The following is a 25,253-nucleotide window of genomic DNA, read 5'->3' on the forward strand; positions in this document are numbered from 1 at the left end:
TGCTGATTACCAGTTACATCGAAAATTAGTGTGTTTACTTGAAGTAGGCTCTTACCTTCTCCATCACATAATCCATATCTTCTTCATAGAGCTCTCCAATTACCGCAACACGGAAGGTTTTGCTTTCAGGGATCACTCCTGGATAAATAGTAATTCCATTTGCGTAGAGGTAGTCATGGAAATGGTTAAAGTCCAACCCAGGTTTATCAAGATTTAGAGCGAGTAAGATTTTAGATTCCTGCTCCAATGGCAAAAAAGGAGTAAAGCCCAACTCAGTAAACCCATCATAAAGCTTTTGCCAGTTAGCTTGATAGCGCTTCCATCGATTCTCCAGTCCCTCCTCCTCGTGCTCTTTGATAGCTTCAAGAAAGGCATAACTTGTCTGTACGGGCGGAGTAAACCTAAGCTGATCTTTTTTCTGAAGATTATCCCATTGCTTATACACATCGAAATAAAAGCCTGTGCCATTTGCCTTTAATTCTTCGGTTCGGTCTTTATGAAAAATCACGAATGACAAACCAGCCATCCCATGAATACATTTGTTAGAGCTAGAGAATAAGTAATCTATTTCAAGCTCTGCCAAATCAATGGGATAAGCTCCAAACGAACTCATCGCATCTACAATGAATTTTACGTTTGTCTTTTTACAAATCTCAGCAACCTCTTCCAGCGGATCCATCATACCGGTAGACGTTTCGTGATGTACCATAGCTAGATGAGTGTAGTCACCTGATGCTAATGCTTTTTCAATTTTTTCTGGCACAGGATAGTCTCCAAATTCACACATGGCTGAGTTTTTCAACCCATAGCCATCACAGATTGCTTTCATACGGATGCCATACGCACCATTGGTGATGATGAGCACATGATCATTTTTTCCCAGAGCTGAAATGAGGCAAGCCTCCATGGCGCCTGTACCACTAGCACCAAAAAGTGAGACACGGTGTGTATTCATCCCATTCCCCACTTTCAGTATGCCGTCGCAGATATCATGCATCACCTGTCCGAATTCATTTTCTCGTGGACAAATGTCAGATACTAATTGGGCCTCCTTCACTCGCTGAGAAGTGGTGGCCGGACCGGGATTCAATAAAATCTTTCGATCAAGTTCCTTTTTGTGTAGCATCAATTTAATTGCTAAGGTTTTTCATAAAAGCCTCCTTGTTCTGCACCGGAGTAGTTGTTGGCCTGCCTAAATCTGCACGCGAAGATTCGGTCGTCCTTACCTCAAGAAGTACCGGACCATCAGCCGCCTGAAATTGATTCCATGCCGAAGTAAGGTCATCCATTTCAGTCACCAGCCAGGTTTGCTTATATCCGGAAGCTTCTGCTATTTTTTGGAAATCAATAGAGAACCCAACTGTTGCTTGCCCTCCAACTGACTCATGGCAGCCATTGTTTATCAGAATGTGCTTAAAGTTTTTAGAAGGTTGGTTTCCAATGATAGCGCCAGCACCCATATGCATGATAGTAGCTCCATCTCCATCAAGGCAGTACACCGGTCGATTCTTCTTACTTAATGCAATTCCAAGCGCAATCTGGGACGCATGACCCATGCCTCCCACAGTAAGAAAATCTTTTCCGTGCCCCATGTTATGCTTAGCACGAATCTCAAAGACTTCTCTGGAAGACTTACCTGTTGTAGATACCACTACGGCCTCATCCTCCATTTTTTGTAGCATCCACTCGATGACCTCCTCACGATTGATGGTGTATGGGTTTTCAACTTTAGTTTGAAGCTTATACTTGTCAAATACACCCTTTTTCACCAACAATGCAAAAGGAGCATTTTTAGATTTCATTGTCTGAAATGCATGTGCTAATTGTTCATCAGCTTCCTTTTCATCTTCCGATAGCACGGCATAATCAATCTCCATTGTCTGTAGAAGCTCCTCAGAAATTCGCCCTTGCTTAACATGCTGAGGCTCATCCTTAACGCCGGGCTCCCCTCTCCATCCAATCATCAGCAGCATCGGGATGGAATAAACATCCGTATCAGCAAGAGAGGTGAGTGGATTTACACAATTGCCAAATCCAGAATTCTGCATGTAAACCAGCGGAATCTTACCAGTCGCCAGATGATGACCCATCGCCAAAGCAATGGCTCCACCTTCATTAGCAGCTATGATATCTGAGCCTTCATCGGTAATGACAGAACAAAAATCCTTTAGCAAAGAATCAGGCACACCTGTGGTAAACTCTACACCCTGATTTCGAATTGATTTTAAAAACTTCTGAGGATCTAACATTGTTAGTTTGGAAGGATTGTTAAAATTTCTTTGATCGACATACAGAACTCGTCTGCTTCTTTAGATCGCTTGTGCGTAAGAATAGATTCCGCAGTTTTCTTCATCGCCGGGAAGGCTGCTCTCAAGAGGTGATTCGCATAAATTACAATGCTAAATCCTGCTTCGTGTAATTCCTCCTCAGTAAACTGATTGTATGAAGATGGTACGGAAACAACCGGCACTTTATATTCAAACTCCTGATATTTTTTCATAAACTCCATGATCTCACTTCCATCTTTATGACGGCTGTGGATCATGATCGCATCCGCTCCAGCTTCGATATAAGCCTTAGCACGAGTCAATGCATCTTCCATACCATGCTCCGCAATCAAGCTTTCCAGACGGGCGATAATCATAAAATCTTCAGTGACCTGAGATTTCTTTCCTGTGTTGATTTTCTCACAGAAACCTTCGATGGTATCCAGTTCTTGCTTAACTTCTGTTCCAAAAAGTGAGTTTCTCTTTAAGCCAACTTTATCTTCAATGATCACTGCAGAAACTCCAAGACGCTCAAGGTTTCTCACCAGCATCGCAAAGTGTTCTGTAACTCCTCCTGTATCACCATCTAGAATGATTGGCTTGGTAGTTACATCAAGAATGTCATTTATAGTGTTGAATCGTGATGTTCTATCCACGTACTCAGTATCTGGTTTTCCCTTTGCTGTTGAGTCTGTAAGAGAACTAACCCACATGGCATCAAACTCTCGAACTTCATTTTCGTCAGTCACAGTCGTTTGCTCCACAATCAGTGCTGAGATCCCGTTGTGAGCTTCCATCACTCGTACAATATCTTTTGACTCCAAAAGTCTACGTAGCATCCTTCTTCGGATATCAGGCGTTGTACCAACTTCCTTCATGGCTGCTCTTAATCCTGTCGAGGAAATGCCCGCTGTATACTCAGGCTCTACCAACTCACCACCCCATTCTGCAAGCAGCTTCACAACTTTTTCTCTTATGTGTTTTTGAGGGCCTGTCTTCCAGTCGCTTCCATGCACCACATAGTCAGGCTTGAGTGCCCTTAAGTTTTCTTCATAATCCAGCTCAGTTTGAGGGATTACTTCATTCACGCCTTTAAGATTCTCAAGAATCTTTTTACGCTCATCGTAAGACAAAAAAGGCGTCCTACTGTACTTGCTTACTGCTTTATCCGATAGCAAGCCTACAGTAACTTCTCCTAATTCACGAGCTACTTCAATTATATTAACATGGCCATGGTGAATGAGATCTGTGCCCATTCCTACATATACTTTCTTCATCTATTTTCGAAAATTTTATTATAAGTACGCATAATTCGATTCACCCCTAAAACAGAAAACTATTTATTCTGAAATAGAGCTCATTTCATTGCGATTTAGAATATTCTATCTTCGTGGCAAATTAAGCTTAAAGGAACGGAAACACCGTGTAAAATCTCAATAGATGACGCAAACGATTGAAACTGCAGTAATTCTAGCCGCTGGAAGAGGTACCCGTCTGCAACCATACACTTTTGATATTCCAAAAGGTTTTATGCCAGTTGGTGATGAGCGATTGATTGAACGATCAGTTCGCGTTTTGAAAGAAAAAGGGATTAAAAACATAATTATTGGGACAGGACACCTACATGAGCATTATGAGAAATTTGCAAAGGAAAATGGCTTGACCACCTTCTTAAGTCCTGACTTTGCGACTACTGGTAGTTTTCATACATTGATTTACGGATCCAAGCTCATCAAAGGAGACTTCCTTTTACTAGAATCTGACCTGCTTTATCATTCTGATGCTATCAAAGGGCTGCTGGAATCAGAGAAAAAAGATATAATCCTTACTAGCGGTTTTACTAAATCCAATGACGAGGTATATGTGGAAATAGCAGATGGAAACTTGAAAAATCTTTCCAAGAAAAAAGAAGAGCTGGGTTCGGTTGACGCTGAGCTTGTTGGGATTTGGAAGATTTCAATGGAGTTGCTTCAAAAGCTTCAACACTATCATGCTGAACATGCAAATGCGAGAAACATGGACTATGAGATCGCAATTTCAGAACTTTCTATTGAACATACCGTAAATGTCTTGAAGATTGACAACCTTGCCTGGTGTGAAATTGACAATCAAGAGCACTTGGAAAGAGCCAAGGAACAAATTCTTCCTAAACTGGATTAGCTGATCCAAAATTACAATACGGATACTTACAATGAAATCTTACATCAATCACCTCAAGATTTCGAAGCAAATTAAGTCTTTGATTAAGGGGACTAGCGTGGCATCTTTACTTTACTGGCATGACCAAAAGCTTAAGGATGTACTTGGCTGGCGAGGCGTTAAAAAATTCATCAAGTTTTCAATTGCCTCTAAGAAAAAAGATGAAATAGCTGGAAACTACAATGTTTCCAGATTGTATTATGGCAATCCGATCAGTGATGGTCTTTCCGCATCTGGAGCGACAGTATGGAACTATACCAGACTCAAAAATCCTCCAATCATTCAAAATAATGAGATATGCCAGTTGCTCGAAAAAAATGCAAATGCCATTATTGAGGAATACAAAAACAACATTGACAAAATTGTTACTCATCCGGATAACAATAGCCTGGCAAAAGGTGGTACCTGGTCAGGGATTTTTCTCTATGGTGTAGGAGGGAAAAAAGACGAACGATATCAGGAATACTTCAAAAAGACGTACGAACTTGTCGATCAGCTCCCTATTTCTAAGAATTTCGGTTTTGTACTGATCTCAAAGCTCTCAGCTGGAGTGAAAATATTACCCCATTGCGGGTCCAGTAACCTGCGCTTCAGATACCATCTGGGCCTGGATGTACCTGAACCAGATAAAGTCAAAATCAGAGTTGGTCAAACATGGCAACACTGGGGTACCGGCAAAGCTTTTGGGTTCGATGACTCATTCGAACATGAGGTGATACATGAAGGTGAAAAAGATCGTGTTGTGTTGATTGTTGATGCGTGGAACCCTGATTTAACAAAAGAAGAGATTGGCATTTTTGACAATCGTCTTTTCCATGATTTTGGAACACGAGTAAACTAAATTTTTGGTGGATGCCAAAGCCCGGTGGTTTCATCTCTAAAACCACCCGTTCCAAGATAACCATACATAAGTTCCAGATAGCCTTTTGAATCGAATGGAACAGAGACTTTTTCTCCAAGGAACTGAACGTCCTTTAATGGGAATACAAGATTTTTGGGAATGTGCTGCCGTTCATTTGGGTACTTTGCATCTACAAACTGACGAATAGTTTCACCTTCATCGTCATAGAAGAAAATATCAAAATCATACCCTTTGTATGAAAAGTAAATCTTGGGGCCAGCATGATTTTTAGAAGTATCATAAAACTTCAACCCCTTTGGCATCTTGCTTCTTAAATCAGCCACCTTCTCGTACGAGCTTTTCATCATTGCCACATCTATATCAATATCATGCGGAATGATACTGTTGGACCGATATTGTCCAAGCAAGGTTCCAAAATCTAACCAGAAAGGCTCACCGGTTTGCTTGAGAGCGGAGACTGATAGATGAAACATCTGCTCCAGTATTTGAAGCTTTCGCTTTCGATATTGACCGGGCAATGCGAATAAAACTAAATTTGCAACTCGCTGGATATACTGGCTGATACGTAGCATTTTGCAAAAAAACATATAAAAACTGATTCGCAGTTGAAGGATTCAAACAAAGACTTGCCCGTTGACTTGGTATATACCTGGGTCAATGGTGACGACCCTGAATATTTAAAGATCTATAATCAATACGCTGAAACACCGAAGGATATAAATCCGGAGCGGGTAAGAGATACCTATGATATGCTTAAATACAGTCTTAGGTCAGTAGAAAAGTATCTGCCATGGATACGAACAATCTATATTGTCACGTCCCGGCCTCAGATTCCCGATTGGTTAAAGCCAGATCATCCAAAAGTGAGGGTCATACATCATGACCAAATCATTGAAGATCAATATCTACCGACTTTCAACTACAATACAATAGAAAGTTACGTTCATAAAATTCCGAACCTGTCTGAATACTTTCTTTATTGCTGCGACGATTTTCTATTTGGATCTGATGTTCACCTCTCAGACTTCATCGATGATGAGGGTAAGATAACTGTCTTTGGAACCCTTTTTGGAGAGAATTTGAAATTCAGAATTTACGAACGAAAGTTGGATATTGTCAGTCTGGGTTTAGTGGAACACAATCCTATCTTCTTTAAGAAGTCATATATTGAGGAGCTCCAATCCCACTACAAAGATCTCTTTCATGCTACCAGGGAGGCTAAGTTTAGGCGCAATGACAATGTGACGATGCAAAAAGTGTATAAGCAATGGGTTCTAACCAATTATCGAAAGCTGGCTCACCCTATTAAAGTGACTGACTTAAGAAAAATTCATACGTTCCATAAAATCACCAATAACTTAAAGAAGCAAGAAAAAGCAATGAGTACGCTCGAGCAAAAGGCACCTAAGTTCTTTTGCATGAACGATGATCAGAGAGACAATCCAAACCAACAGGTAGTACAGCTGGTTCAGGATTTTCTAAATAGAAACTATCCTGCCAAGTCCAGTTTTGAGTTGTAATTTTGCACTCGTTTTAAAAAATCGTTATCAAAGCTCCTGAAATCCAAATTGATAGGAGGAAAAAATAATCTGAAATGCGTGTAATAAGACTCCTGCTAGGATCATCAAGAAAGTTATTTTTAGCCGCAGCTATTACTAGCGTTCTCACCGGACTGTTTTCTACATTGGTCATTAAAACAGTGCACGAATCGATCCAGGGTGATGATTTCCAGTTAATTCCGTTCCTTCAGAAGTTTTTTACATTTTGGATTATGTATGGCTTACTTTCGGTGATCTCTTCATATTCTATTTCAAAGCTTACTCAGAAAATCATACATCAGCTTAGGATTAAACTTTCGAACAGCTTTTTGAGAGCCAGTTTTGAAACAATGGAGCACAATCAGAAAAAAATGCTCCCAATCCTAACAGAAGATGTGAAAACAATTGCTTTCTCGATCGACAGATTACCAAATGTAACAACGGGACTTGCTTCTATCATTGGAATTTTAGCCTACATGATTTGGTATTCACCATTCCTTTCAGGAGCTACAGTTTTGATTTTTGTTGGTGTTTTTTTATTTACTAAGGTTTTGTTGCCTCATATCCGAAAGTATGAAGAACAATCCCGAACACATTTGAATGATATCTTCGATTACTTTCATGGATTGGTTTTTGGAATCAAGGAGTTGGTGCTAAATAAAGAATCGCAAAAAAGATTTCTAAAAGATTTCATCATCCCATCAAGTCACAAACAAAATCAAGCATACTTAAAAGAAAGTGTTGCTGCTGCTATTATGAACAGGGCAACAGATATGATTCTGCTTTTAGGTATTGCCGCACTCATAGTGGCTGTATTCAGCTATCAGTTTGTGACCCTAGAATTTTTTGGGCATTATCTCACACTCGTCTTGTTTACACTTGCTCCACTATCAACCGCAGCAGGTTTTTTTAGCGGCTTGAAGAGACTAGATGTGGCACTTGAGCAAATTGATAAAGTTGGCCTTGAGCTCAAACCTGATAGTGAATTCAATGAAGGACTGCAACCACTTGACGAGCCAGAAAATAACACCAAGGTGATTGAGCTGGAGCAAATGAGGCACAGCTATTATCACACTGATATCGACCAACATTTTGCAATGGGCCCTATTGATCTGGCCATTGAGAAGGGTGAGATGCTATTTGTGGTTGGTGGAAATGGTAGCGGTAAAACAACCCTCGCCAAACTACTACTTGGCCTCTATACTCCACTTTCAGGTAAGGTATTCTACCGTGGGCAAGAAATTACGGAGAACAATCTTTCATCTTACAGGTCCCGATTTTCTGCTGTTTTCGTTGACTCTTATTTGTTTGAGGATTTTCTCAATGTTGATAAGGAATATCTAGCTGAGCATGGAGAGAAGCTCATAAAAATGTTCAAGCTTGAGAATAAGGTGAAGATCAAAAATCACAAGTTCACCACAAAAAATCTCTCTGAAGGCCAAAAGAAAAGGCTGGCACTTATTATCTCGATTTTAGAAAACAAAGACATTTACTTGTTTGATGAATGGGCGGCAAATCAAGACCCATTATTCAAAGAGGTCTTTTATACAGAAATACTACCTTTTCTCAAGTCAATGGGTAAAACACAAGTTGTCATTACACATGACGATAAATATTTTGGACTGGCGGATAGGGTTCTTAAGCTCAGAGATGGCCAGATTTCCAACTAGCAAATACGCATGCCTGCAGGAAAAAATTATATCGTAACAGCCGCCAACAATACTTATTTCAAGAACTTTTGTCAGCTGATGTACAGTTTCATGCGAAACAAAGAGTATGAGAACAGCACGGTAATATTTTATGATTTAGGCTTGGATCAGAATCAAAGTGAAGCAATCAAGGCGAAGGCAAAGGCCATTTTTAAGTATGTTGAATACCGAGCTTTTGACTTTAATTCATACCCTGAATTTGTCAAACCAAAATACAACACGTATTCATGGAAGCCTTTAATTATCCATGAAGTATTCAACGAAAAAAAAGGAAATATCTTTTGGAAAGACAGTGCTAATCAGATTCTGAAAAACCTAAAGCCTATTTGGGACGAAATAAATCGAACGGGTACATATATTCCCTTTAGCGGTTCGGGTACACTGAAAGAGTGGACCATTCAGGCTACTATGGATTACCTAAGGGTGCCGAAAGAATATTATCAAGCTCGAAATAGAGCTGGTAATACGTGTGGATTTTCTTATTCAAATAAAAACGTTCGACAGTTAGTAGAAGAGTGGAAAGATTTAGCACTCATTAGAGAATGCATACGTCCAGAAGGTGCCAATAGATCTAACCATCGTGACGACCAATCACTGCTCACCATTTTATTGCTGATTAGAGATTATGGTCAATCGCTCGAGGTTACTCATGATGAAGTAGACATTAGTTCGGCCCACCCAACAACATATCTTAGTGTAAGAAACCGCTTCCCCAAACACTTCAAGTTGAAGGTCGGTGGGTTAGCTTATCACTATTTCAACTTTCTTAGATTTATAGATATTCTTTCAAATAAAATTCAACGGATTTGACTATAGTATTTATCATCATCGGAATCCTTCTTTTTCTTCTTCTAGGATATAATTATCTGTCAGGGAAAGCTTTGATCCGGGACTTCATTCTGCACCTTCAACTCAAAAATAAAAATCTCAAATCGTTGGATGAAAAATGGGGTAAATCCAACAAAAAATCGGATGTCATTGTGTCTTTTACGACCATTCCAGAACGTATCGAGAACATTGCTGGCACAATCAAAAGCCTATTGATCCAAAAGGAACTTCCAAAACGAATCAATATTTACCTCCCCTACAAGTCATTTAGAAATGGTAAGGAATATATAATCCCAGAATGGTTGCAAAATTTGCAATCAGTCAATTTGGTTAGGATTGAAACTGACTATGGGCCTGCAACCAAGTTTATTCCAGCTATCCTAACCCAAGATCCAGATCAAAAAATCTTGGTCACTGACGATGACAATATCTATCCATCAGATTACATAACTGAGCTAAACCAAGCATCTGATCAATATCCTGACAAAGTAGTAGCTGCAAGTGGCTGGCGAGTTCCTGAAGATCTGATTGACCGACCTACCACATTAATAAGTAATCTGCTAAAAAAAGCACCCACTCCTGTTCCAGGAACTAGAGTAACTAAACCATATTCCATTGACATACTGCAGGGATATTCGGCATTTCTATTCAAACCAAAATTTTTCAACTCTGATGAAGTAACCAACTATGAAGGGGTTCCTAACAATATCCGATTCGTGGACGATGTATGGGTAAGTGCCCATTGCAGGGTTGAAAAAATTGTGGTACCGATGAGTCGATATTGCTTTACACCATTCTTCGAGCATGACTTTTTCAAGTCTTCAAGCTTGGCCAAGATCAACAACTGGGGGAAAGAGGATTATTCTCAAAGGAATAACTCTATAGCAATTAAATTCTTTGAAGAGAAATGGAAGTAGATAAGAAATCTTTTAATCTCTTAGTTGCGATTATTAATCATAATCACAATCAAGAAGGCATTGCTTTAAAAAATGAATTTGGCCAGCTTGTCGACACCATATTGATTGATAGCGGATCAACTTTTGAAGGTGATGAAAGGGAGCACTTCGACTTTACCCTTCCAAACGTTTATTATAATGGACTGCTCAATCAGGCACATGTAGCGATGAAACCTGGGCATACTCACCTTCTCTTGATCACTTCGGATGTGGTGATTGAAGACTTTGATATTCTACTAACAAGGATGAAAGAAGTGTATACTCAGAATCCTAAAGTTGCTGTCTATGCGCCATCAGCTGTTCACTCGACACACCATCACATGAACAACCTGAAAAGTAATGATATTAGAAAAGTGACTTTTACAGAAGGATTTTGCTTCGCAATGCCGCGACCGTACCTAGATGAGATCTGTCCTATTGATTTGTCAATCAATAAAATTGGACATGGGATCGATATGTATATGGGTTACTTATCTATGAAAAACAATTGCTGGGCGGTCGTGGATGACAAAGTTGTAGTGGATCACCCTCATGGAAGTGGCTACAGTGACAAGCAAGCTCGCATTGAAAGAGATCGTTGGTATGCAACAAAAAGCACGGCTGCACAAGCGTATCATTATTGGATATCAAAGGATATATTGAAGAATAAGTTCGGTTATTTTGTATTGAAATTTATAATGAGATTTTATAGATTATAATTCCATCTTAAACAGAATACGAAGACATTTATTATTTGGCATTTTTTTTGAAAAAGCAACCCAAAATTCAATAGAGCATTAAATTTTTAAAAACTAAGAAATTAAAATGAAGACTCTCTTACCAATATTAATAGTACTTATACTAGTTGGATGTGGTAATACTGATTCAAAGACGAAGAGTGGCACACCTCAAAAAAAATCAACTCCAAAAAACTCTCCGGCAATAGTAAAAGCAGGACCAACGTATGAATCATTTTACGATACTTCCACTATCGAACTAGAAACCATCTCCTACTCAGGAAAAATTGACCAGGAAACAGCGATAAAAATAATATCTAATTCATGCGATGAGGTGAAGGCTGATTTTTTAAACTACATGATGGATGCATATAAGACTATAGAACCGGCTCCAAGTCAGATTGAACCCATGTTTGATGCAGAACATATAGGAAAGTTTATCGTTTGGCAATTGAAGAATAATGAAACTGATTGTTTTCCTGAAATCTTTTCTGCGCTTAATAAAATTTTTAGAGATGCGGATGAGGATGCTTTTATGCTGGCTAAATATGGCATCTATCAAATGATGATTTATGAATCTCGAAGGTTAGATGTCAATTATAATAGCGCGTTTAATGAGTGGTTAAATGGGCCCACAAGAGGGCAGTGGTTTCTACTTATAGATGAAATGGAGAGTGGAAGATCGTAAGCAAACAAAATATCATGCTAGGAATAGACATAGTTGACTTGAAAGACCCGCTGCTCAAAGAACGAACAGATCGTACGGTCAACATGATAAAAAATAAGGAGGATGTTCTCATTGAGCATCCTCATTTATTTTGGATATTGTGGGCTGCAAAGGAGGCAGCCTTCAAATGTCGGCGTGAGCCTCTAAACTTTGCGCCATCCAACATTCCTATCAAGATTTCTAAAAACGGAGAAGACATCTTGTTCTCATCAGGAGATCTCAATGGCCAAATCCAAGTTACCAATGAATACATCATTGCCATCTGCGGTGACCTTGAAAAGATTGGATTTGAGGTTTTTAATAAGCCGGATGAAAACTGGAGCGAAGGGATCAGAAAAATGATCGTCGATTTTTTCAAAACCAAAGGATACGATTTCCAAATCGGATCGGATGACCTCAATCTCCCAACCATTTTGCCCGCCAAAAGTGAAATATCCATTTCCCATCACGGACGATTTGGTGTGGTTGCTTTCCCACACGCTATACTCTAATTACAATTTTAAGCTTCAATTAATTTTGCACGATGCGTAAGAAAAATTTCATCGCCATTTTCCTGGTAGTATTCACGATGATGTTGTCATCATTCGCTTTTTACACCTACCAAATCCTCTACACCCCCAATGTCCTTATTGAAGAAGAGGATCGTTTTTTTGCGATTCCCAAAGGCACCACCTTCAAGCAGCTTCAAAATAAGCTAGCTGATGAGCGAATTGTTAACGATTTAGTCTCCTTCAGCTTTCTGGCCAAGCTAAAAGACCTGGACATAAACGTAAAAAATGGTATGTATCTCATCAAAGGAGATATGACCAACATCGAGCTGATCAACTTGCTAAGATCAGGATCTCAAACACCTATCCAGCTTACATTTTCCAATGCGCGGTTGTTGAAGCAACTCCCTAAGATTTTAACCCAAAACCTGGAAATAGACTCAGCGGATCTCGCTCCTATCCTACTGGCCGATACTACGGCGGCTTATTATGGGTTCAATAAGGAAACATTCATCAGCATGTTTATCCCTAACACCTATGAAGTATACTGGACCACCACTCCCAAGGGATTGCTGGACAGAATGAAGGCTGAGTACGATCGGTTCTGGACTGAGGAGCGGCTGCAGAAAGCCAAGAATCTGAACATGACACCTGTACAGGTTTCTACACTGGCTTCCATCGTACAGGGAGAGACCAACAAAATGGATGAAGCGCCAACTATCGCCGGAGTGTATATCAACAGGTTACAACGAAGGATTCCGCTTCAGGCCGACCCTACGCTGGTTTTTGCAATCGGAGATTTCAACATTCGTAGGATTTTGAATAAAGACAAGGAGTTCGATTCGCCGTACAATACCTACAAAAACCGAGGGCTCCCTCCTGGCCCAATCAACCTGCCAAGTATACCTGCCTTAAATGCGGTTTTGAATTACGAAGATCACAACTATCTGTATTTCTGTGCCAAGGCTGACTTCTCCGGATACCATGTTTTTGCTAAAACCTTAACTGAGCATAATGTAAATGCCCGTAAATTTCAGCGCGCATTGAATCAGGAACGAATCTACCGATAATGTACACACACGAAACGCAAGTCAGAGTACGATACGCCGAAACAGACAAAATGGGTTTTGTCTATTATGGAAACTACCCCGCCTACTATGAGGTGGCTCGTGTGGAAGGATTTCGAGCACTTGGTTTTCCATACAAGGAGATGGAGGATTCCGGTGTGGGTATGCCGGTTCTGGACATGACAGTAAAGTATCATGGTCCTGCTAAATACGATGATCTGCTCACCATCAAACTGATCATTCCTGAAATGCCAAGAGCGAGAATGCGTTTTTTGTATGAAATAAGAAATGAAGAAGGTAAGCTGGTAAATACCGGAGAAACGATTTTGGCTTTTATGAATATGGAGACCGGAAGACCTGTGAAAATGCCGGAAAGGATGGAAAAATCAATTTCTCCTTTTTTCAAGAAATAGAGTTTGTCTCTTTCTTAAAATCGGCTAGTTTTGCGTTCCGATTTTCGCTAAGAGCGAAATATTGCAGAGACCCAGAGGCGTGGCAGAGTGGTCGAATGCGGCGGTCTTGAAAACCGTTGTACCGCGAGGTACCGGGGGTTCGAATCCCTCCGCCTCTGCAACCAAAACCCTGATGGAAACATCAGGGTTTTTTTTGTTTCATTTCCCATTCCTACCATCCCATTCTCAAATCGAGAATTATTTTCATCAACAAAACTATTTCTTGAGGGTATTGCATCAATTGGAACACTATTTGAGTTAAAGGTGTAGTTCTTAAATGGAACGAAATCAAATAGAAGATCATTAAAAATTGATAATCAAAATGACAATGAAGAAGTATACATTTTCCCCACTCACGCTGGCATTTCTGCTTGCGTTGGTATTTGGGTTTTCTGCCTGCAAAAACAAAAAACAACTGGCAGACATGAGTGACACTGAAGCAATCAAAGAGCAAATGGCTCAGGAAGAAATGGAAGAGGAAATCCCGGTAGAAGAAGAGCCTGAAGAGCGAGTAGTGAAGAAGGAACCTTCTAAAGAAACCAGACTAAACAACTATTTTTCAGCCATTGCGTCCGCTTCATCCACAGCTTCGGCTAATTCCAGCATTCAGGAGGCGCTGACGATGTTTAGCAACTCAGAAGCACCCGTACTCATCGTCATCTATAAAGATGGCAGCAAGCCTGACTATGATGAGCCTACGACCATCGGCAAGTACCTGAATTACCTGAAGGATACGAAGAACAATAAAGCCAGAGTGGAAGAGGTGGTGTACGACACCAATGGCAAAATCAAAGAATTGGTACTAAGAAAATAAACTCAGACAGACATGAAGAACATAAAATATATACTACTATCCCTCAGTCTCCTTTTTGTATTGAGTGGGTACGCACAAACCAACGTAGACCCGGCTAGAAAGCAGGCCATTGATTCGCTCGCACTTGAAAAGGTGAAGGATCTCAGTAAATACATTAGCATTATTGGGAATAAGAGCACACAATTTTCGGAAGCCAAGCGTGTAATGGATCGGGCAGAGGAGCTTTTTGCAACGGATAGTGAAATGGGCGTTTCGTCACTCTCAAGCGAAAAAATCAACTACTACAAAGTAAGAGAATACTTTGAGCGGCTGATGGCGCTAAACTATGATAAAGTGACCATCAAGTGGTACGACATTCACTACGTAAGTGACCTGGAGCAGCAGCCTGACGGAACGTACGTTGGGGTAATCACCATCTATCAACGCTTTGAAGGTTCATCCAACGATGGGCTGAACTACAAGGACACCACGAAGAAGGATATCACCATCTACGTGAAGAAAAAAGAAACTCAGATTGCGGGTCGAATCATTGAATTCTGGGATGTACTTTTAGGGGACATCAGAGTAACCGAAACATCCGCATGAGGGTCATTCTAGGACTCACATTAATTATATCAATCTTTCATTTGTCGGTGGGGCAGAGCGGCCTCACCGATGAAATGAAGGAAACTGAAAATCAATTGTATGCTTCCAACAAGCAGATCAATCAGTTTTTCAGACGCTTCAATGGGGAAGAAGACGATCAGGGAAATCGCTATTATTCATCGGACAAAAAGTATCGCGACCCTTCCCTTCGTAAAAAATATCTACCTGCACTTTTTGATACAGAAACGAGCCAAATAGACTCAAGACTTGCTCAGGAGTTTGTAAAAAAAATCATCGATAAGAAGTCCCCTGTTTTTCTGAATTTTCATGAGGACGATTGGTTCGCAGAAGTGACAACTGACTTCATTTTCAAGGGCAAAAAAATATCGGGACTGCTCTATATGCGTCTGCAAAAGCAGGGGCAAGGGTACGAGTGGATTATAGATGATGTTGCTTTTGATCAGTTCCAAAACTTGTTTGATAAGGACACCTCCGAAACTAAAAAATTCATGCATCCGCTCAGTCATGAGCTCGACTTCATGACTTTGAGAAAAGCATTTCTGGGAAATAACCATGCGGAGCAATTCACAGGGCGGAAGTACACACCCGATTTCCTTACCATCTTCATTTATGAAATGAATCAAGGGAATCTGAAATTTGAGACTGTGAAAAATGTGAAGTTTCATTTTTTCTCCGTGCCTGGCTGGTACTTCTCGTTAGCCAATTTTAATCGCCCAGGCTACAATACCGGCTGGCTGATTTCCGGTCTGGTTCCTATCGAAAGTCCAGATCAGGAAAAGCAATTGAAAGACTATATCTACAATAAAAATTGAAACAGACTAAGCACCTTTTACTTCTGGCCCTCCTTTTCGCAGGCTTGCAAACCAATGCCCAATCGGATACCACCCGATATGAGGAAGTAAGAAGTTTGCTAAGTTTTTATGAATACATGCTCAACTCCATTGGGTCTGCAAAAACCACGACACGGGATAAGGAGGTGATCATTACCGAAAGCTACAAGAAGGTTTTTAGAGACGAGCGAGTGCAAATAGAAGATGATCTAATCGATGATCGGAAGGTCATTACCAACAAAGATGTGCCTGCATACCTAAGAGATGTCGACTTCTTTTTCAAGGAGATCCAATTTGAATTTAGTGACGCTGAGGTTAAAAAAATAGATCGGGATGGAGATGGAGGATATTATCTGGTTTCGTTTGAAAGCAGTATTCAAGGAATAACGATAGAGGGGGAGCCTTATCGTAAAACGCAAAAACGCTTCATAGAAATCAACCACAATGAAGAGGATGATGACTTGAAAATTGCGAGTGTGTACAGCACCAAGGTTAGTCGCGAGAAAGAGCTGAGAAACTGGTGGACAAACCTTTCCTTTGGCTGGCGAAGTGTATTTACCAAACTCGTGAATTTTGACAGTATCACCAATGAAGTTTTGCTGGAGATCGCATCCTTGGACAGCTTGAATCTGGAAGGTAATTCATTCATTCAGGATCTTGAGCCACTTGCCGCATTAAAAGACCTTAGATACCTCAACATCACAAACACACAAATAGAAAATCTTGAACCTTTAAGGTATTCCATGAATCTGGAGACGCTAATTGCTCGCAACTCAGCCATTCAGAATGTAAGCGCGCTACAATATTTCGATAAGCTGAAACACTTGGATTTATCCCATACCCGGGTAGATAACATTGAGCCTATTGCCAAATTGTCTAATCTGTCTTTTCTGGATTTGTCCAGCACCTATTCGTTTTCTTTCGAGACAATTGGGAAGCTAGGGAAGCTCCAACAACTGAACCTATCTGATACAGAATTCTCAAATTTCAAACTGTTAATTTCAAATAAGAACTTAAAAACTGTCCTGCTAGCACAGACCAAAGTGGTAGAAATTGAGGGTGTAGATCAACTGGAGAGTTTGGAAACACTAGATATTTCCGAGACGGGTGTTACCACATTGCCTGATCTGAGCAAACTCAAATCGCTTAAGAAAATATCATTTAATCGAACCGAAATTTCTGATCTCACCCCATTAAAAAATATCCCCGGAAATCAAAAAATTTATGCTGACTATACGGGCATATCTGAGCAAGTAGCCAGAGAGTTTATGGCCTCAAAATCCGGTACGCTTGTAGTCACAAACAGCGAGCAGGTTATGCAATGGTGGAGCAGTCTCCCTGCCAACTGGAAATTTCTGCTGAGTGAAATCATGGGTACTAAAACACCAGAAAAAGAAGATCTTGCCAGACTGATAAATCAGGATACGCTTCGACTGAATGAAAAAAATCTGTACGAGACAAATCCACTCAAAAAATTCAAGCGAGTGAAATACCTGGATGTGAGTAAAAACCTCTTTACCACATTTGAATTTACAGGAGAAATGTCTGAACTCACTGTCTTAAAAGCCGAAGATCTCCCTGTCAAATCAACGAATGGATTGGAGAAAAACATCAACCTGAAAGAAGCTCATCTCAAGGGCAGTCTGCTAAATGATATCAACTCACTTCGATTGCTCAAAAAGCTGGAATTTTTGGATGTAGATAAAAGTCAAATCGGGAAAAACGAGGTGGTGAATCTTTTAAATGCAAACAAAAACCTGACAGTCATCTTTCAAACAGAAAAGCTGAAAGCATGGTATGAGTCATTATCCACCGAATGGAAAAATGCATTACAAATTGAAACTTCAGACTCTTACATCCTTCACAAGCTGATCGAAAGCGAAGAAATTAAGATCGAAAACCAACCAATCAATTTTCTCAGTCCGCTCAATGAATTTATCAACCTGAAAAGTGTGACCCTCAATAATGTGAGAGTCACGGATTTGTCCGAACTCTTTACGCATAAGAGCCTAATTTCCATTACATGTACAAATGGACCTCTTCAATCTCTGGAAGGAATTTCTCAGCTGAAATCTCTTGAAAAATTAAACATCAATAACACTGCCATTGAAGATTTGAAGCCGCTAGAGGGGATGGAGTCAATCAAGCATTTGAACTGTGCCGGAACGAGCATTAAGAATCTTAAGGGTATTTCTGAACTATACAATCTGGAAAGTCTGGATGTAAGCAACACACGTGTATGGAAGCTCGAAAGACTTTATGGAATGCAAAATTTAAAGAAGCTGGTCTGTTATAATACCAGACTTAGACAACACACCGTCGATGACTTCAAGGTAGTTTTTCCAGACTGTGAAATCAATTTCTATTGAACCCCCTACTTTATTTCAAAATCATCAGCATCAAGCTGAAAAGGGAAGTTTGAACGATAATCTTGCAAGTCTTTAGCTGAAAGAGTCACAGTCATGATTTCTTCTCGATCTGCTGAAAAGGCCAATTCCTCACCCTTGGCAGAATAGGCACCTGAGTGTCCATTGTAGTTTTTAGGAGCCCCATCTTCCCCCACCCGATTTACACCAACGCAATAGGACAAATTTTCAATTGCACGAGCTTTCAGTAGTGTATCCCAGGCGTTGACACGTGTATTCGGCCAATTGGCTACATAGAGGAGTAAATCGTATTCGTAAGTGCGCTCTTCAGTCTTTCTAGACCTTGCCCAAACAGGAAATCGCAGATCATAGCATATCAATGGGTGTATCCTCCAACCCATGTACTCCAGGATAAGTCTGTCATTTCCCGGTGTATAATTCTCACCTTCGGAGGCCAGATTAAAGAGGTGTTTTTTATCATAATTAACAGCTAACCCATCCGGGTATACAAAGTATAGTCGATTGAAATAATCGTCTCCATCTTTGACGATGTAGCTCCCGGTAATCGCGCACTTCTGTTGAGTGGCCATCTGCCGCATCCATTTAAACGTTTTTCCCCCTACAGGTTCAGCAAGATTTTCGGCATTCATTGAAAACCCTGTGGTAAACATCTCGGGAAGAACGATCAGATCGGTTTCTTTAATTGCCCATATCTTCTCTTCAAACATTGCCAGGTTCGCATCTATTTGCTCCCAGTGCAAATTTGCCTGAATCAAGGAAATGGTCAAGTCTTTCATGGGCGAGGTACTTTCACACGATATTCAGCGTCTGTTTTTCCTTTGCTGATGTTTGCAAGCTTCCCTTTGATCAATCTCTTTTTGAAAGGCGTCAGATAGTCGGTGAAAAGCTTTCCCTCAATATGGTCGTACTCATGTTGAATCACACGAGCTTTCATGCCATCAAAGGTTTTTTCATGGAGCTCCCAATTCTCATCAAAATACTCGATTTTGATGGTTGGCTTACGATTCACATCTGCGCGCACTCCCGGGATACTCAGGCACCCTTCCTCGAAGGCCCACTCTTCCCCCAACTCCTCAATCATAATCGGATTTATGAATGCTTGTTTCAATCCCTCCTCTTCTTCATCTTCCATAGGAGTGGTATCAATGACAAAAATGCGCAACGACTGACCAACCTGAGGTGCAGCAAGACCAACACCCTGAGCCGCATACATGGTTTCATACATGTGCTCCACAAACTCCTTCACGGACTCATCATTCTCTTCGACTTCACTTGCCTTTTTCTTAAGGACAGGATCTCCGTACAGTACAATAGGAAAAATCATGAAATACTTTCTAAATACGATTGTAAAATTATGGTGGCGCTTATTTTGTCCACATTGCCTTTATTTCTTCGGTCTTTCTTCTTCATTCCCCCGGCAATCATTGCATCCAATGCCATCTTAGATGTAAAGCGCTCGTCGTGCAAAATTAATTCCATTGAAGGGAATACTTTTTTGAATCGGTTGATAAATGCCTGCACCAAAGGTGTTGCGTTGGTCGGGCTCCCATCAGTATTTCTTGGCATACCAATGATTACCCTGGATACATCTTCCTTTTCGAAATAATCTTTGAGAAATGCCTCTAGCGTATGACTGGGCACAACATCCAAGGCAGATGCGATGATGCCTAAAGGATCGGTTACTGCCAGACCTGTGCGCTTGGCTCCATAGTCAATGGCCAATATTCTTGGCATCAGTTTAGGGTACTCAGTACTTTGAGCTTTTTTGATACTTGCTCTTCCAGCTGTAGTGCTTTTGGGAAGAAAATGTTGTTTTCGATTTCTGCATGATAGATCATCTCCCGGTCAAAAGCCTGTATCTCATGAATCAACACCTGGCTATGGAGACAATCAGAAGAAATGTTTGCTACTATTTCTCTTATCGCACCAAGTTCATCATCATCCTGATGTTCCTCATACTCAGCCTCCAAAGAATAGTTTTCAAATTCAAGTAATTTGCTAAACGGAGCTTTTTCATGACCATTCTTTATGTCAGACAGTAGGGCAATGTATTTAAAGGTGGTATCCTCCTCTTCATAAATGTGCTTGATGAAGTCCTCAACGAACTCAGGCAGGAGGTCTTTCAAACCTGATTGCTGATCCCACTTTTTCACCAGATGGATAATGTATGGAAGCTTGTCCTTGATAAAGAGATGGTGGGTATGCTTTAAGTATTCGGTCAGCAGCTCAATTGGATATTTTTCAAGCTCACGAAAACTGAACCGATGGCAAGAATCAAACAGGTAAAAGCTTTTGATTACACGTTGTTTCGACAGTCCTCGCTCCTTACAAACCTCGTTTAATTTCTTATCTGGTGCCTCAAAAAAGTCCACTCCGAGATAGTGTAGAGCGCGTGCATACACGTAATTCTCATTTACAACCTGACCGATGGTTTTTTCGAAGACCATATACAAAAATAATCTCTTCATCGACTCTTGTCAACAGTTTGAGGGCCAATGCGTTTTATTCCTTTAAATAACCTTTATTTTTGAATTTCATCATTGACTTATGAGTACACACAAGAATTCAAATCGTGCCGTACGGCTTCCATTATACATTGCCATTACACTTTGCGTAGGTGTATTTATCGGGGCAAATATGGCGGGCTCCACTTCAGCGCCCACCTCCAATTTCATGCAGGGTCTGAATAAATTCAGACAGGTACTGACTCACATTGAAAACGACTATGTGGATGAGGTGGATAGCGATGAGTTGGTAGAAAGTGCCATTACTCAAATGCTGGAGGAGCTTGATCCACATACCTCCTATATCCCTGCAAAGGATTTGCAACTTATCCAGTCTCGTTTGGAAGGCAACTATGAGGGTATTGGCGTAGAGTTCAACATTTTCAAGGACACTATCCATGTAGTGAGTCCGCTGAGTGGTGGACCATCCGAGAAGCTTGGCATAAGGGCGGGCGATAAAATCATCAAAGTAGATGGCAAAACAGTTGCTGGGATAGGGATGACGAATCAAAAAGTAGTAGAGATGCTCCGTGGGCCGGGCGGGTCAAAAGTTACGGTCAGCATCAAGCGAGATGGCGAGGATGAGTTGATAGATTTTACGATTGAAAGAGATGTAATCCCTCAATATTCAGTGGATGTTTCTTATATGGTCGATGATAAAATCGGCTATATTAAAGTGGCACGATTTGCAAACTCCACATACCTTGAATTCAAAGAGGCGCTTCTCAAGCTTAAAGAGCAAGGCATGGAGAAGCTGGTTATCGATCTGACCGGAAACCCCGGCGGCTACCTCAACAGAGCTGTTCAAATTGCAGATGAGGTGCTGGCAGGAAGGCAAATGATTGTATACACGGATGGTAAAGAAAAACGATATTCTGAAGAACACTATTCTGGAGAAAAGGGAGATTTTGAAACAGGGTCATTAGTCATCATGGTGGATGAAGGATCGGCATCAGCTTCAGAGATTGTTGCTGGCGCAGTTCAGGATCATGATCGTGGAATTATCGTGGGTAGAAGGTCATTCGGCAAGGGCCTTGTCCAATTACCCATTGATTTGAATGACGGGTCTGAACTTAGACTAACAATCTCACGATATTATACACCAAGTGGTCGTAGCATCCAAAAAACCTACACGGGTGGAAAGCTGGATGATTATTATATGGAAGCCTATGAGCGGTATGAAAATGGTGAATTATATTCATCAGATAGCATCAAATTCAATGATTCTTTAGCTTACAAAACCGACAAAGGACGAATAGTTTATGGCGGGGGAGGTATCACTCCTGATTTCTTTGTCCCTCTGGACACGGCACAAAATACTCGCTACATGAATCGATTGTTTAGTACAAATTCTCTGCAAGAATATACCGTGAGATATGCCCAGGAGAATAGAGTGAAGCTGGCAGATATGGGATTCAAGAAATATGAATCTTCTTTCGTAGTGACAGATCAAATGCTCAATGATTTGATCGAAATTGCAAAGGGAAATGGTTTGAAGCTGAACCAGGGTGAATTCAACCGTTCTAAAAATCTTATCAAGCTTTTGACCAAGGCATATATAGCACGAGGAATTTGGGACAATGAAGGATTCTATCCGATCTTTAACCAGCAAGATGAAATTTTTCAAAAAGCCATTCAGTTAATGGATGAGGCTGACGAACTAGCACAGAAATAACATGACGTACTATCACCGATTAGGGGAGATTCCCCCAAAGAGACATACACAATTCAGACAGCCGGACGGAAGTCTGTACGCAGAAGAGCTTGTTTCCTCACGTGGGTTTTCCGGCATCTATTCCAATCTATACCACACCTATCCCCCTACACGTGTGGAAAAGGTTGGGAAGTCTATTCCATGGAAAGAGGAAATCGCCAAAGACTACACCCTGAAGCAAACACACCTCAATACATCAAAAGTTGAAACAACCGGAGATGATTTTCTTGAAGCAAGAAAGGTGCTACTAAAAAATAAAGATGTTTCCATGTCTATATGCCATCCTACATCAAGGAAGATGGATTATTATTATAAAAATGGACAGGAAGATGAGGTGATCTTCATCCACGATGGAAATGGCTACCTGTATTCACAATTTGGTAAGCTGAGGATCAAACAAGGTGACTATGTTGTGATTCCCCGCACTACAATCTATCGATTGGAGTGGGATGAAGGGCCACTTAAACTTTTGATAATTGAATCGACTAACCCGGTAGAAACGGTTAAAAGATACCGAAATGAATTGGGTCAGTTGCTTGAGCATTCACCTTATTGTGAGCGAGACATCAGGCCACCTTCAGAGCTGGTCACCGAAAGTGAAAAAGGTGATTATTTGATGAAGATCAAGCACTCAGACATGCTGCATGATTATCACTATGCTCACTCACCGTTTGATCTGGTAGGCTGGGACGGGTATTTGTATCCGTATGCTTTGTCCATCCATGATTTTGAGCCGATTACCGGAAGAATCCATCAACCACCTCCGGTTCATCAGACATTTCAGGCTCACGGCTATGTGATCTGCTCTTTCGTTCCAAGACTTTTTGACTATCACCCTCAAGCCATCCCTGCACCATATAATCATTCTAATATTGATTCGGACGAGGTGCTTTACTATGTAGAAGGAAATTTCATGAGTCGAAAAGGAATCGATCGTGGGTCATTCACCTTACATCCTGGAGGATTGCCTCATGGACCGCATCCGGGAACTGTAGAGGCCAGCATCGGAGCGAAAGAAACTGAAGAGCTGGCAGTAATGCTGGATACTTTTGGCCCGCTCTACGTGACAGAGACAGGCCTGCAATATGTCGATGACCAATATCCGATGAGCTGGAAGTAATTCCTTAGTCCTTGTAACCATTCCTGCTTACCGCAGTACTTTCTGTACAATTCGGGTGGTCAAATGCGCCTTATAACATTATTTAACTGCATTTAACATCTGGATTCGTAAATTTTGAGAGGTGATGCAACTTTTAGGGGGTTGTGTTCATCCTTAAAGCAAGGTTAGGTTTTCAAAACAAGAAGTGACAGACGCTCATTTAGAAAAAGGACTAAGACTATGAAACCCAAGCTCAATAAACTCATAACGCTACTGCTGCTACTCGGCACTTTTGCTTTCTTAATGGAAGCTGAGGAAAGATTGGCAGTGGTGGCACACAAAGAGCTTTCCAAGTGGGCGTCTTTACTTCCTGTGAAAGAACAACCTCAAGTAAACACAATCAATCCCTACGCACAAAGCGTTTCCATCCTTGAAGTGATCCTTTCAGAGCCATCGAAAAAAGTTAATTCGGCAAACAATTAGGGGAGCGAAAATTCGTACTGTTTTTAAGAAAGTTGTCGATTTTTTAAATCGTCTTATTTTTGTTGAAACTTGTCACCCTTATGAATAATGATTTTTACCTCGATTTCTTAGCCAAGTGGCAGCAAATCGTTTACATCCTCGTCTTTGTAGTACTAGGTATCGGCATATTAAATTATGTCATCTACAAAATTAGCTTCGCCTCTAAGAGCACCTTCAAGGAAAAATTTGACCTTGCCAGTGAAAAGGAGACTAAAAAGCTCCTATCAGGCCATATTTTGGTAGCAATAGCCCTTTTTCTATTCTGCAATACGCTGGAGTATGAAACAATGAAGCTAGATCCACTGTGGTTCTTTATCAGGCTATTTGTATCCATGTGTATTGGTGTCCTTTATGGATATATAGCTCAGCTGATCCTGAAATTTTACTACCCTGGTGTGCTGGAAAAGAAGTTAAAGAAGCTCAGATACACTCCACGTATCAATCCTGAGAACGGGAACAAGATGAAACTTCTGAGTGAAGACGAAGAAGATGCTTACCTGGATGAAGGGATGCAGGCAGAAGAAAATGTGTTCTCGGTAGATTATGATGTATGGATCGATGAAGCCACGGGATACACTAAAATTGAAAAATATAAAGGCCACTTGAGTGCTCATGAGTGCGATAGATGTGGCTTTCAGACACTCAGACTTCAGAAAGAAGAAATTGTGAAAGAAGCTACCAGCACAGAGGATGGTGAGCTTTTGAAAGAATTTAAGTGCTCTTACTGTAATCGTATCAAACGAAAAACAGTAGTACTATCACATAAAATCAAAGATCAGTCTGACGGTGGAAGACTTATTGACGATCCGCTTTCCCATGATGGTAGAATCACAGTTGTGAAAATTGAGATTCATGGAAGCAGGGGTGAAATCAAGGAGTATGACTTCCAGAACCTGGATCAGGCTAAAAATTTCTTAAATGAGTTTGATTTTGAGAAATTGCAGGAAGACTCAGTTTAACCTTCTATT

27 protein-coding genes and 1 tRNA gene are annotated in these 25,253 nt (G+C 40.7%); 20 read left to right on the plus strand and 8 right to left on the minus strand.

The features are described 5' to 3' along the window. Positions 1 to 34 precede the first annotated feature (34 nt). From ACEQZT_RS14450 to aepX, 3 genes are read right to left on the minus strand one after another with little or no spacing between them, the layout of a single operon-like run. A complete protein-coding gene (locus tag ACEQZT_RS14450; protein WP_370090163.1) occupies positions 35 to 1,126 on the minus strand; it encodes a 2-aminoethylphosphonate aminotransferase in 1,092 nt (363 codons plus the stop codon). Between the two features lie 4 nt (positions 1,127 to 1,130). Further along, positions 1,131 to 2,249 (minus strand): phosphonopyruvate decarboxylase, encoded by a 1,119-nt coding sequence (gene aepY, locus ACEQZT_RS14455; RefSeq protein WP_370090164.1) that lies wholly within the window; start codon positions 2,247 to 2,249, stop codon positions 1,131 to 1,133. A gap of 2 nt (positions 2,250 to 2,251) precedes the next feature. Beyond that, positions 2,252 to 3,544 (minus strand): phosphoenolpyruvate mutase, encoded by a 1,293-nt coding sequence (gene aepX, locus ACEQZT_RS14460; RefSeq protein WP_370090165.1) that lies wholly within the window; start codon positions 3,542 to 3,544, stop codon positions 2,252 to 2,254. A 163-nt stretch (positions 3,545 to 3,707) separates the two neighbouring features. Here aepX and ACEQZT_RS14465 point away from each other — a divergent pair, with 163 nt between their 5' ends. Beyond that, the gene (locus tag ACEQZT_RS14465; RefSeq protein ID WP_370090166.1) at positions 3,708 to 4,427 is read left to right on the plus strand and encodes a phosphocholine cytidylyltransferase family protein; all 720 of its coding nucleotides are present in this window, start codon (positions 3,708 to 3,710) and stop codon (positions 4,425 to 4,427) included. A 31-nt stretch (positions 4,428 to 4,458) separates the two neighbouring features. Beyond that, the gene (locus ACEQZT_RS14470) at positions 4,459 to 5,307 is read left to right on the plus strand and encodes an aspartyl/asparaginyl beta-hydroxylase domain-containing protein (protein ID WP_370090167.1); all 849 of its coding nucleotides are present in this window, start codon (positions 4,459 to 4,461) and stop codon (positions 5,305 to 5,307) included. Here ACEQZT_RS14470 and ACEQZT_RS14475 read toward each other — a convergent pair. Further along, on the minus strand, positions 5,304 to 5,900 hold the full coding sequence (locus tag ACEQZT_RS14475) for a LicD family protein (RefSeq protein ID WP_370090168.1): 597 nt from the start codon (positions 5,898 to 5,900) through the stop codon (positions 5,304 to 5,306). The genes ACEQZT_RS14470 and ACEQZT_RS14475 overlap by 4 nt on opposite strands. Positions 5,901 to 5,933: 33 nt before the next feature. Here ACEQZT_RS14475 and ACEQZT_RS14480 point away from each other — a divergent pair, with 33 nt between their 5' ends. The 14 genes from ACEQZT_RS14480 (at position 5,934) to ACEQZT_RS14545 (ending at position 18,428) form a co-directional block, all read left to right on the plus strand. Then, positions 5,934 to 6,848, plus strand: coding sequence for a Stealth CR1 domain-containing protein (locus ACEQZT_RS14480; protein ID WP_370090169.1), 915 nt, complete (start codon positions 5,934 to 5,936; stop codon positions 6,846 to 6,848). 74 nt (positions 6,849 to 6,922) lie between these two features. Further along, the gene (locus ACEQZT_RS14485; protein ID WP_370090170.1) at positions 6,923 to 8,536 is read left to right on the plus strand and encodes a cyclic peptide export ABC transporter; all 1,614 of its coding nucleotides are present in this window, start codon (positions 6,923 to 6,925) and stop codon (positions 8,534 to 8,536) included. A gap of 9 nt (positions 8,537 to 8,545) precedes the next feature. Beyond that, complete coding sequence (locus ACEQZT_RS14490) at positions 8,546 to 9,385, plus strand: DUF1647 domain-containing protein (RefSeq protein WP_370090171.1); 840 nt, start codon at positions 8,546 to 8,548, stop codon at positions 9,383 to 9,385. Next, positions 9,382 to 10,320, plus strand: a complete 939-nt coding sequence (locus ACEQZT_RS14495; RefSeq protein ID WP_370090172.1) for a hypothetical protein — start codon at positions 9,382 to 9,384, stop codon at positions 10,318 to 10,320. The genes ACEQZT_RS14490 and ACEQZT_RS14495 overlap by 4 nt, the downstream gene beginning before the upstream one ends. After that, entirely contained in the window at positions 10,311 to 11,057 is a 747-nt protein-coding gene (locus tag ACEQZT_RS14500) for a hypothetical protein (protein WP_370090173.1), read from the plus strand. Before ACEQZT_RS14495 ends, ACEQZT_RS14500 begins: the two co-directional genes overlap by 10 nt. Positions 11,058 to 11,163: 106 nt before the next feature. Further along, positions 11,164 to 11,763, plus strand: coding sequence for a hypothetical protein (locus tag ACEQZT_RS14505; RefSeq protein ID WP_370090174.1), 600 nt, complete (start codon positions 11,164 to 11,166; stop codon positions 11,761 to 11,763). Between the two features lie 14 nt (positions 11,764 to 11,777). Beyond that, on the plus strand, positions 11,778 to 12,293 hold the full coding sequence (locus tag ACEQZT_RS14510) for a 4'-phosphopantetheinyl transferase superfamily protein (RefSeq protein ID WP_370090175.1): 516 nt from the start codon (positions 11,778 to 11,780) through the stop codon (positions 12,291 to 12,293). Between the two features lie 32 nt (positions 12,294 to 12,325). Further along, on the plus strand, positions 12,326 to 13,360 hold the full coding sequence (gene mltG, locus ACEQZT_RS14515) for an endolytic transglycosylase MltG (RefSeq protein WP_370090176.1): 1,035 nt from the start codon (positions 12,326 to 12,328) through the stop codon (positions 13,358 to 13,360). After that, a complete protein-coding gene (locus tag ACEQZT_RS14520; RefSeq protein ID WP_370090177.1) occupies positions 13,360 to 13,770 on the plus strand; it encodes an acyl-CoA thioesterase in 411 nt (136 codons plus the stop codon). The genes mltG and ACEQZT_RS14520 overlap by 1 nt, the downstream gene beginning before the upstream one ends. A 73-nt stretch (positions 13,771 to 13,843) precedes the next feature. Continuing rightward, positions 13,844 to 13,928: transfer RNA gene (locus ACEQZT_RS14525), tRNA-Ser, on the plus strand. 209 nt (positions 13,929 to 14,137) lie between these two features. Beyond that, entirely contained in the window at positions 14,138 to 14,623 is a 486-nt protein-coding gene (locus ACEQZT_RS14530; RefSeq protein ID WP_370090178.1) for a nucleoid-structuring protein H-NS, read from the plus strand. 12 nt (positions 14,624 to 14,635) lie between these two features. Next, entirely contained in the window at positions 14,636 to 15,208 is a 573-nt protein-coding gene (locus ACEQZT_RS14535) for a hypothetical protein (RefSeq protein ID WP_370090179.1), read from the plus strand. Continuing rightward, a complete protein-coding gene (locus ACEQZT_RS14540; RefSeq protein ID WP_370090180.1) occupies positions 15,205 to 16,041 on the plus strand; it encodes a hypothetical protein in 837 nt (278 codons plus the stop codon). The genes ACEQZT_RS14535 and ACEQZT_RS14540 overlap by 4 nt, the downstream gene beginning before the upstream one ends. Beyond that, positions 16,038 to 18,428 carry a leucine-rich repeat domain-containing protein gene (locus tag ACEQZT_RS14545; RefSeq protein ID WP_370090181.1) on the plus strand — a complete coding sequence of 797 codons (2,391 nt, stop codon included), beginning with the start codon at positions 16,038 to 16,040 and terminating at the stop codon, positions 18,426 to 18,428. The genes ACEQZT_RS14540 and ACEQZT_RS14545 overlap by 4 nt, the downstream gene beginning before the upstream one ends. 5 nt (positions 18,429 to 18,433) lie before the next feature. Here ACEQZT_RS14545 and ACEQZT_RS14550 read toward each other — a convergent pair whose 3' ends face one another. From ACEQZT_RS14550 to ACEQZT_RS14565, 4 genes are read right to left on the minus strand one after another with little or no spacing between them, the layout of a single operon-like run. After that, positions 18,434 to 19,222: an amidohydrolase gene (locus tag ACEQZT_RS14550; protein WP_370090182.1), complete on the minus strand. Its 789-nt coding sequence runs from the start codon at positions 19,220 to 19,222 to the stop codon at positions 18,434 to 18,436. Then, on the minus strand, positions 19,219 to 19,770 hold the full coding sequence (gene def, locus ACEQZT_RS14555; RefSeq protein WP_370090183.1) for a peptide deformylase: 552 nt from the start codon (positions 19,768 to 19,770) through the stop codon (positions 19,219 to 19,221). Before def ends, ACEQZT_RS14550 begins: the two co-directional genes overlap by 4 nt. Beyond that, entirely contained in the window at positions 19,767 to 20,180 is a 414-nt protein-coding gene (gene ruvX, locus ACEQZT_RS14560; protein ID WP_370090184.1) for a Holliday junction resolvase RuvX, read from the minus strand. The genes def and ruvX overlap by 4 nt, the downstream gene beginning before the upstream one ends. Next, on the minus strand, positions 20,180 to 20,914 hold the full coding sequence (locus tag ACEQZT_RS14565) for an iron-sulfur cluster repair di-iron protein (RefSeq protein WP_370090185.1): 735 nt from the start codon (positions 20,912 to 20,914) through the stop codon (positions 20,180 to 20,182). Before ACEQZT_RS14565 ends, ruvX begins: the two co-directional genes overlap by 1 nt. A 79-nt stretch (positions 20,915 to 20,993) precedes the next feature. Here ACEQZT_RS14565 and ACEQZT_RS14570 point away from each other — a divergent pair, with 79 nt between their 5' ends. The 4 genes from ACEQZT_RS14570 (at position 20,994) to ACEQZT_RS14585 (ending at position 25,244) form a co-directional block, all read left to right on the plus strand. Then, a complete protein-coding gene (locus ACEQZT_RS14570; RefSeq protein ID WP_370090186.1) occupies positions 20,994 to 22,625 on the plus strand; it encodes a S41 family peptidase in 1,632 nt (543 codons plus the stop codon). A 1-nt stretch (position 22,626) separates the two neighbouring features. Next, a complete protein-coding gene (locus ACEQZT_RS14575; RefSeq protein ID WP_370090187.1) occupies positions 22,627 to 23,784 on the plus strand; it encodes a homogentisate 1,2-dioxygenase in 1,158 nt (385 codons plus the stop codon). Positions 23,785 to 24,003: 219 nt separating this feature from the next. After that, complete coding sequence (locus ACEQZT_RS14580) at positions 24,004 to 24,246, plus strand: hypothetical protein (protein ID WP_370090188.1); 243 nt, start codon at positions 24,004 to 24,006, stop codon at positions 24,244 to 24,246. 80 nt (positions 24,247 to 24,326) lie between these two features. Further along, the gene (locus tag ACEQZT_RS14585; protein WP_370090189.1) at positions 24,327 to 25,244 is read left to right on the plus strand and encodes a hypothetical protein; all 918 of its coding nucleotides are present in this window, start codon (positions 24,327 to 24,329) and stop codon (positions 25,242 to 25,244) included. Positions 25,245 to 25,253: the final 9 nt, after the last annotated feature.

Origin of the sequence: Ekhidna sp. (assembly GCF_964218185.1) — a bacterium.
Lineage (GTDB): Bacteria > Bacteroidota > Bacteroidia > Cytophagales > Cyclobacteriaceae > Ekhidna.

Coding starts and splice junctions, on each gene's coding strand:
- ACEQZT_RS14450 (WP_370090163.1), bottom strand. CDS start 1,126: ATGCTACACAAAAAGGAACTTGATCGAAAGATTTTATTGAATCCCGGT.
- aepY (WP_370090164.1), bottom strand. CDS start 2,249: ATGTTAGATCCTCAGAAGTTTTTAAAATCAATTCGAAATCAGGGTGTA.
- aepX (WP_370090165.1), bottom strand. CDS start 3,544: ATGAAGAAAGTATATGTAGGAATGGGCACAGATCTCATTCACCATGGC.
- ACEQZT_RS14465 (WP_370090166.1), top strand. CDS start 3,708: ATGACGCAAACGATTGAAACTGCAGTAATTCTAGCCGCTGGAAGAGGT.
- ACEQZT_RS14470 (WP_370090167.1), top strand. CDS start 4,459: ATGAAATCTTACATCAATCACCTCAAGATTTCGAAGCAAATTAAGTCT.
- ACEQZT_RS14475 (WP_370090168.1), bottom strand. CDS start 5,900: ATGCTACGTATCAGCCAGTATATCCAGCGAGTTGCAAATTTAGTTTTA.
- ACEQZT_RS14485 (WP_370090170.1), top strand. CDS start 6,923: ATGCGTGTAATAAGACTCCTGCTAGGATCATCAAGAAAGTTATTTTTA.
- ACEQZT_RS14490 (WP_370090171.1), top strand. CDS start 8,546: ATGCCTGCAGGAAAAAATTATATCGTAACAGCCGCCAACAATACTTAT.
- ACEQZT_RS14500 (WP_370090173.1), top strand. CDS start 10,311: ATGGAAGTAGATAAGAAATCTTTTAATCTCTTAGTTGCGATTATTAAT.
- ACEQZT_RS14505 (WP_370090174.1), top strand. CDS start 11,164: ATGAAGACTCTCTTACCAATATTAATAGTACTTATACTAGTTGGATGT.
- ACEQZT_RS14510 (WP_370090175.1), top strand. CDS start 11,778: ATGCTAGGAATAGACATAGTTGACTTGAAAGACCCGCTGCTCAAAGAA.
- mltG (WP_370090176.1), top strand. CDS start 12,326: ATGCGTAAGAAAAATTTCATCGCCATTTTCCTGGTAGTATTCACGATG.
- ACEQZT_RS14520 (WP_370090177.1), top strand. CDS start 13,360: ATGTACACACACGAAACGCAAGTCAGAGTACGATACGCCGAAACAGAC.
- ACEQZT_RS14530 (WP_370090178.1), top strand. CDS start 14,138: ATGAAGAAGTATACATTTTCCCCACTCACGCTGGCATTTCTGCTTGCG.
- ACEQZT_RS14535 (WP_370090179.1), top strand. CDS start 14,636: ATGAAGAACATAAAATATATACTACTATCCCTCAGTCTCCTTTTTGTA.
- ACEQZT_RS14540 (WP_370090180.1), top strand. CDS start 15,205: ATGAGGGTCATTCTAGGACTCACATTAATTATATCAATCTTTCATTTG.
- ACEQZT_RS14550 (WP_370090182.1), bottom strand. CDS start 19,222: ATGAAAGACTTGACCATTTCCTTGATTCAGGCAAATTTGCACTGGGAG.
- def (WP_370090183.1), bottom strand. CDS start 19,770: ATGATTTTTCCTATTGTACTGTACGGAGATCCTGTCCTTAAGAAAAAG.
- ruvX (WP_370090184.1), bottom strand. CDS start 20,180: ATGCCAAGAATATTGGCCATTGACTATGGAGCCAAGCGCACAGGTCTG.
- ACEQZT_RS14565 (WP_370090185.1), bottom strand. CDS start 20,914: ATGAAGAGATTATTTTTGTATATGGTCTTCGAAAAAACCATCGGTCAG.
- ACEQZT_RS14570 (WP_370090186.1), top strand. CDS start 20,994: ATGAGTACACACAAGAATTCAAATCGTGCCGTACGGCTTCCATTATAC.
- ACEQZT_RS14575 (WP_370090187.1), top strand. CDS start 22,627: ATGACGTACTATCACCGATTAGGGGAGATTCCCCCAAAGAGACATACA.
- ACEQZT_RS14580 (WP_370090188.1), top strand. CDS start 24,004: ATGAAACCCAAGCTCAATAAACTCATAACGCTACTGCTGCTACTCGGC.
- ACEQZT_RS14585 (WP_370090189.1), top strand. CDS start 24,327: ATGAATAATGATTTTTACCTCGATTTCTTAGCCAAGTGGCAGCAAATC.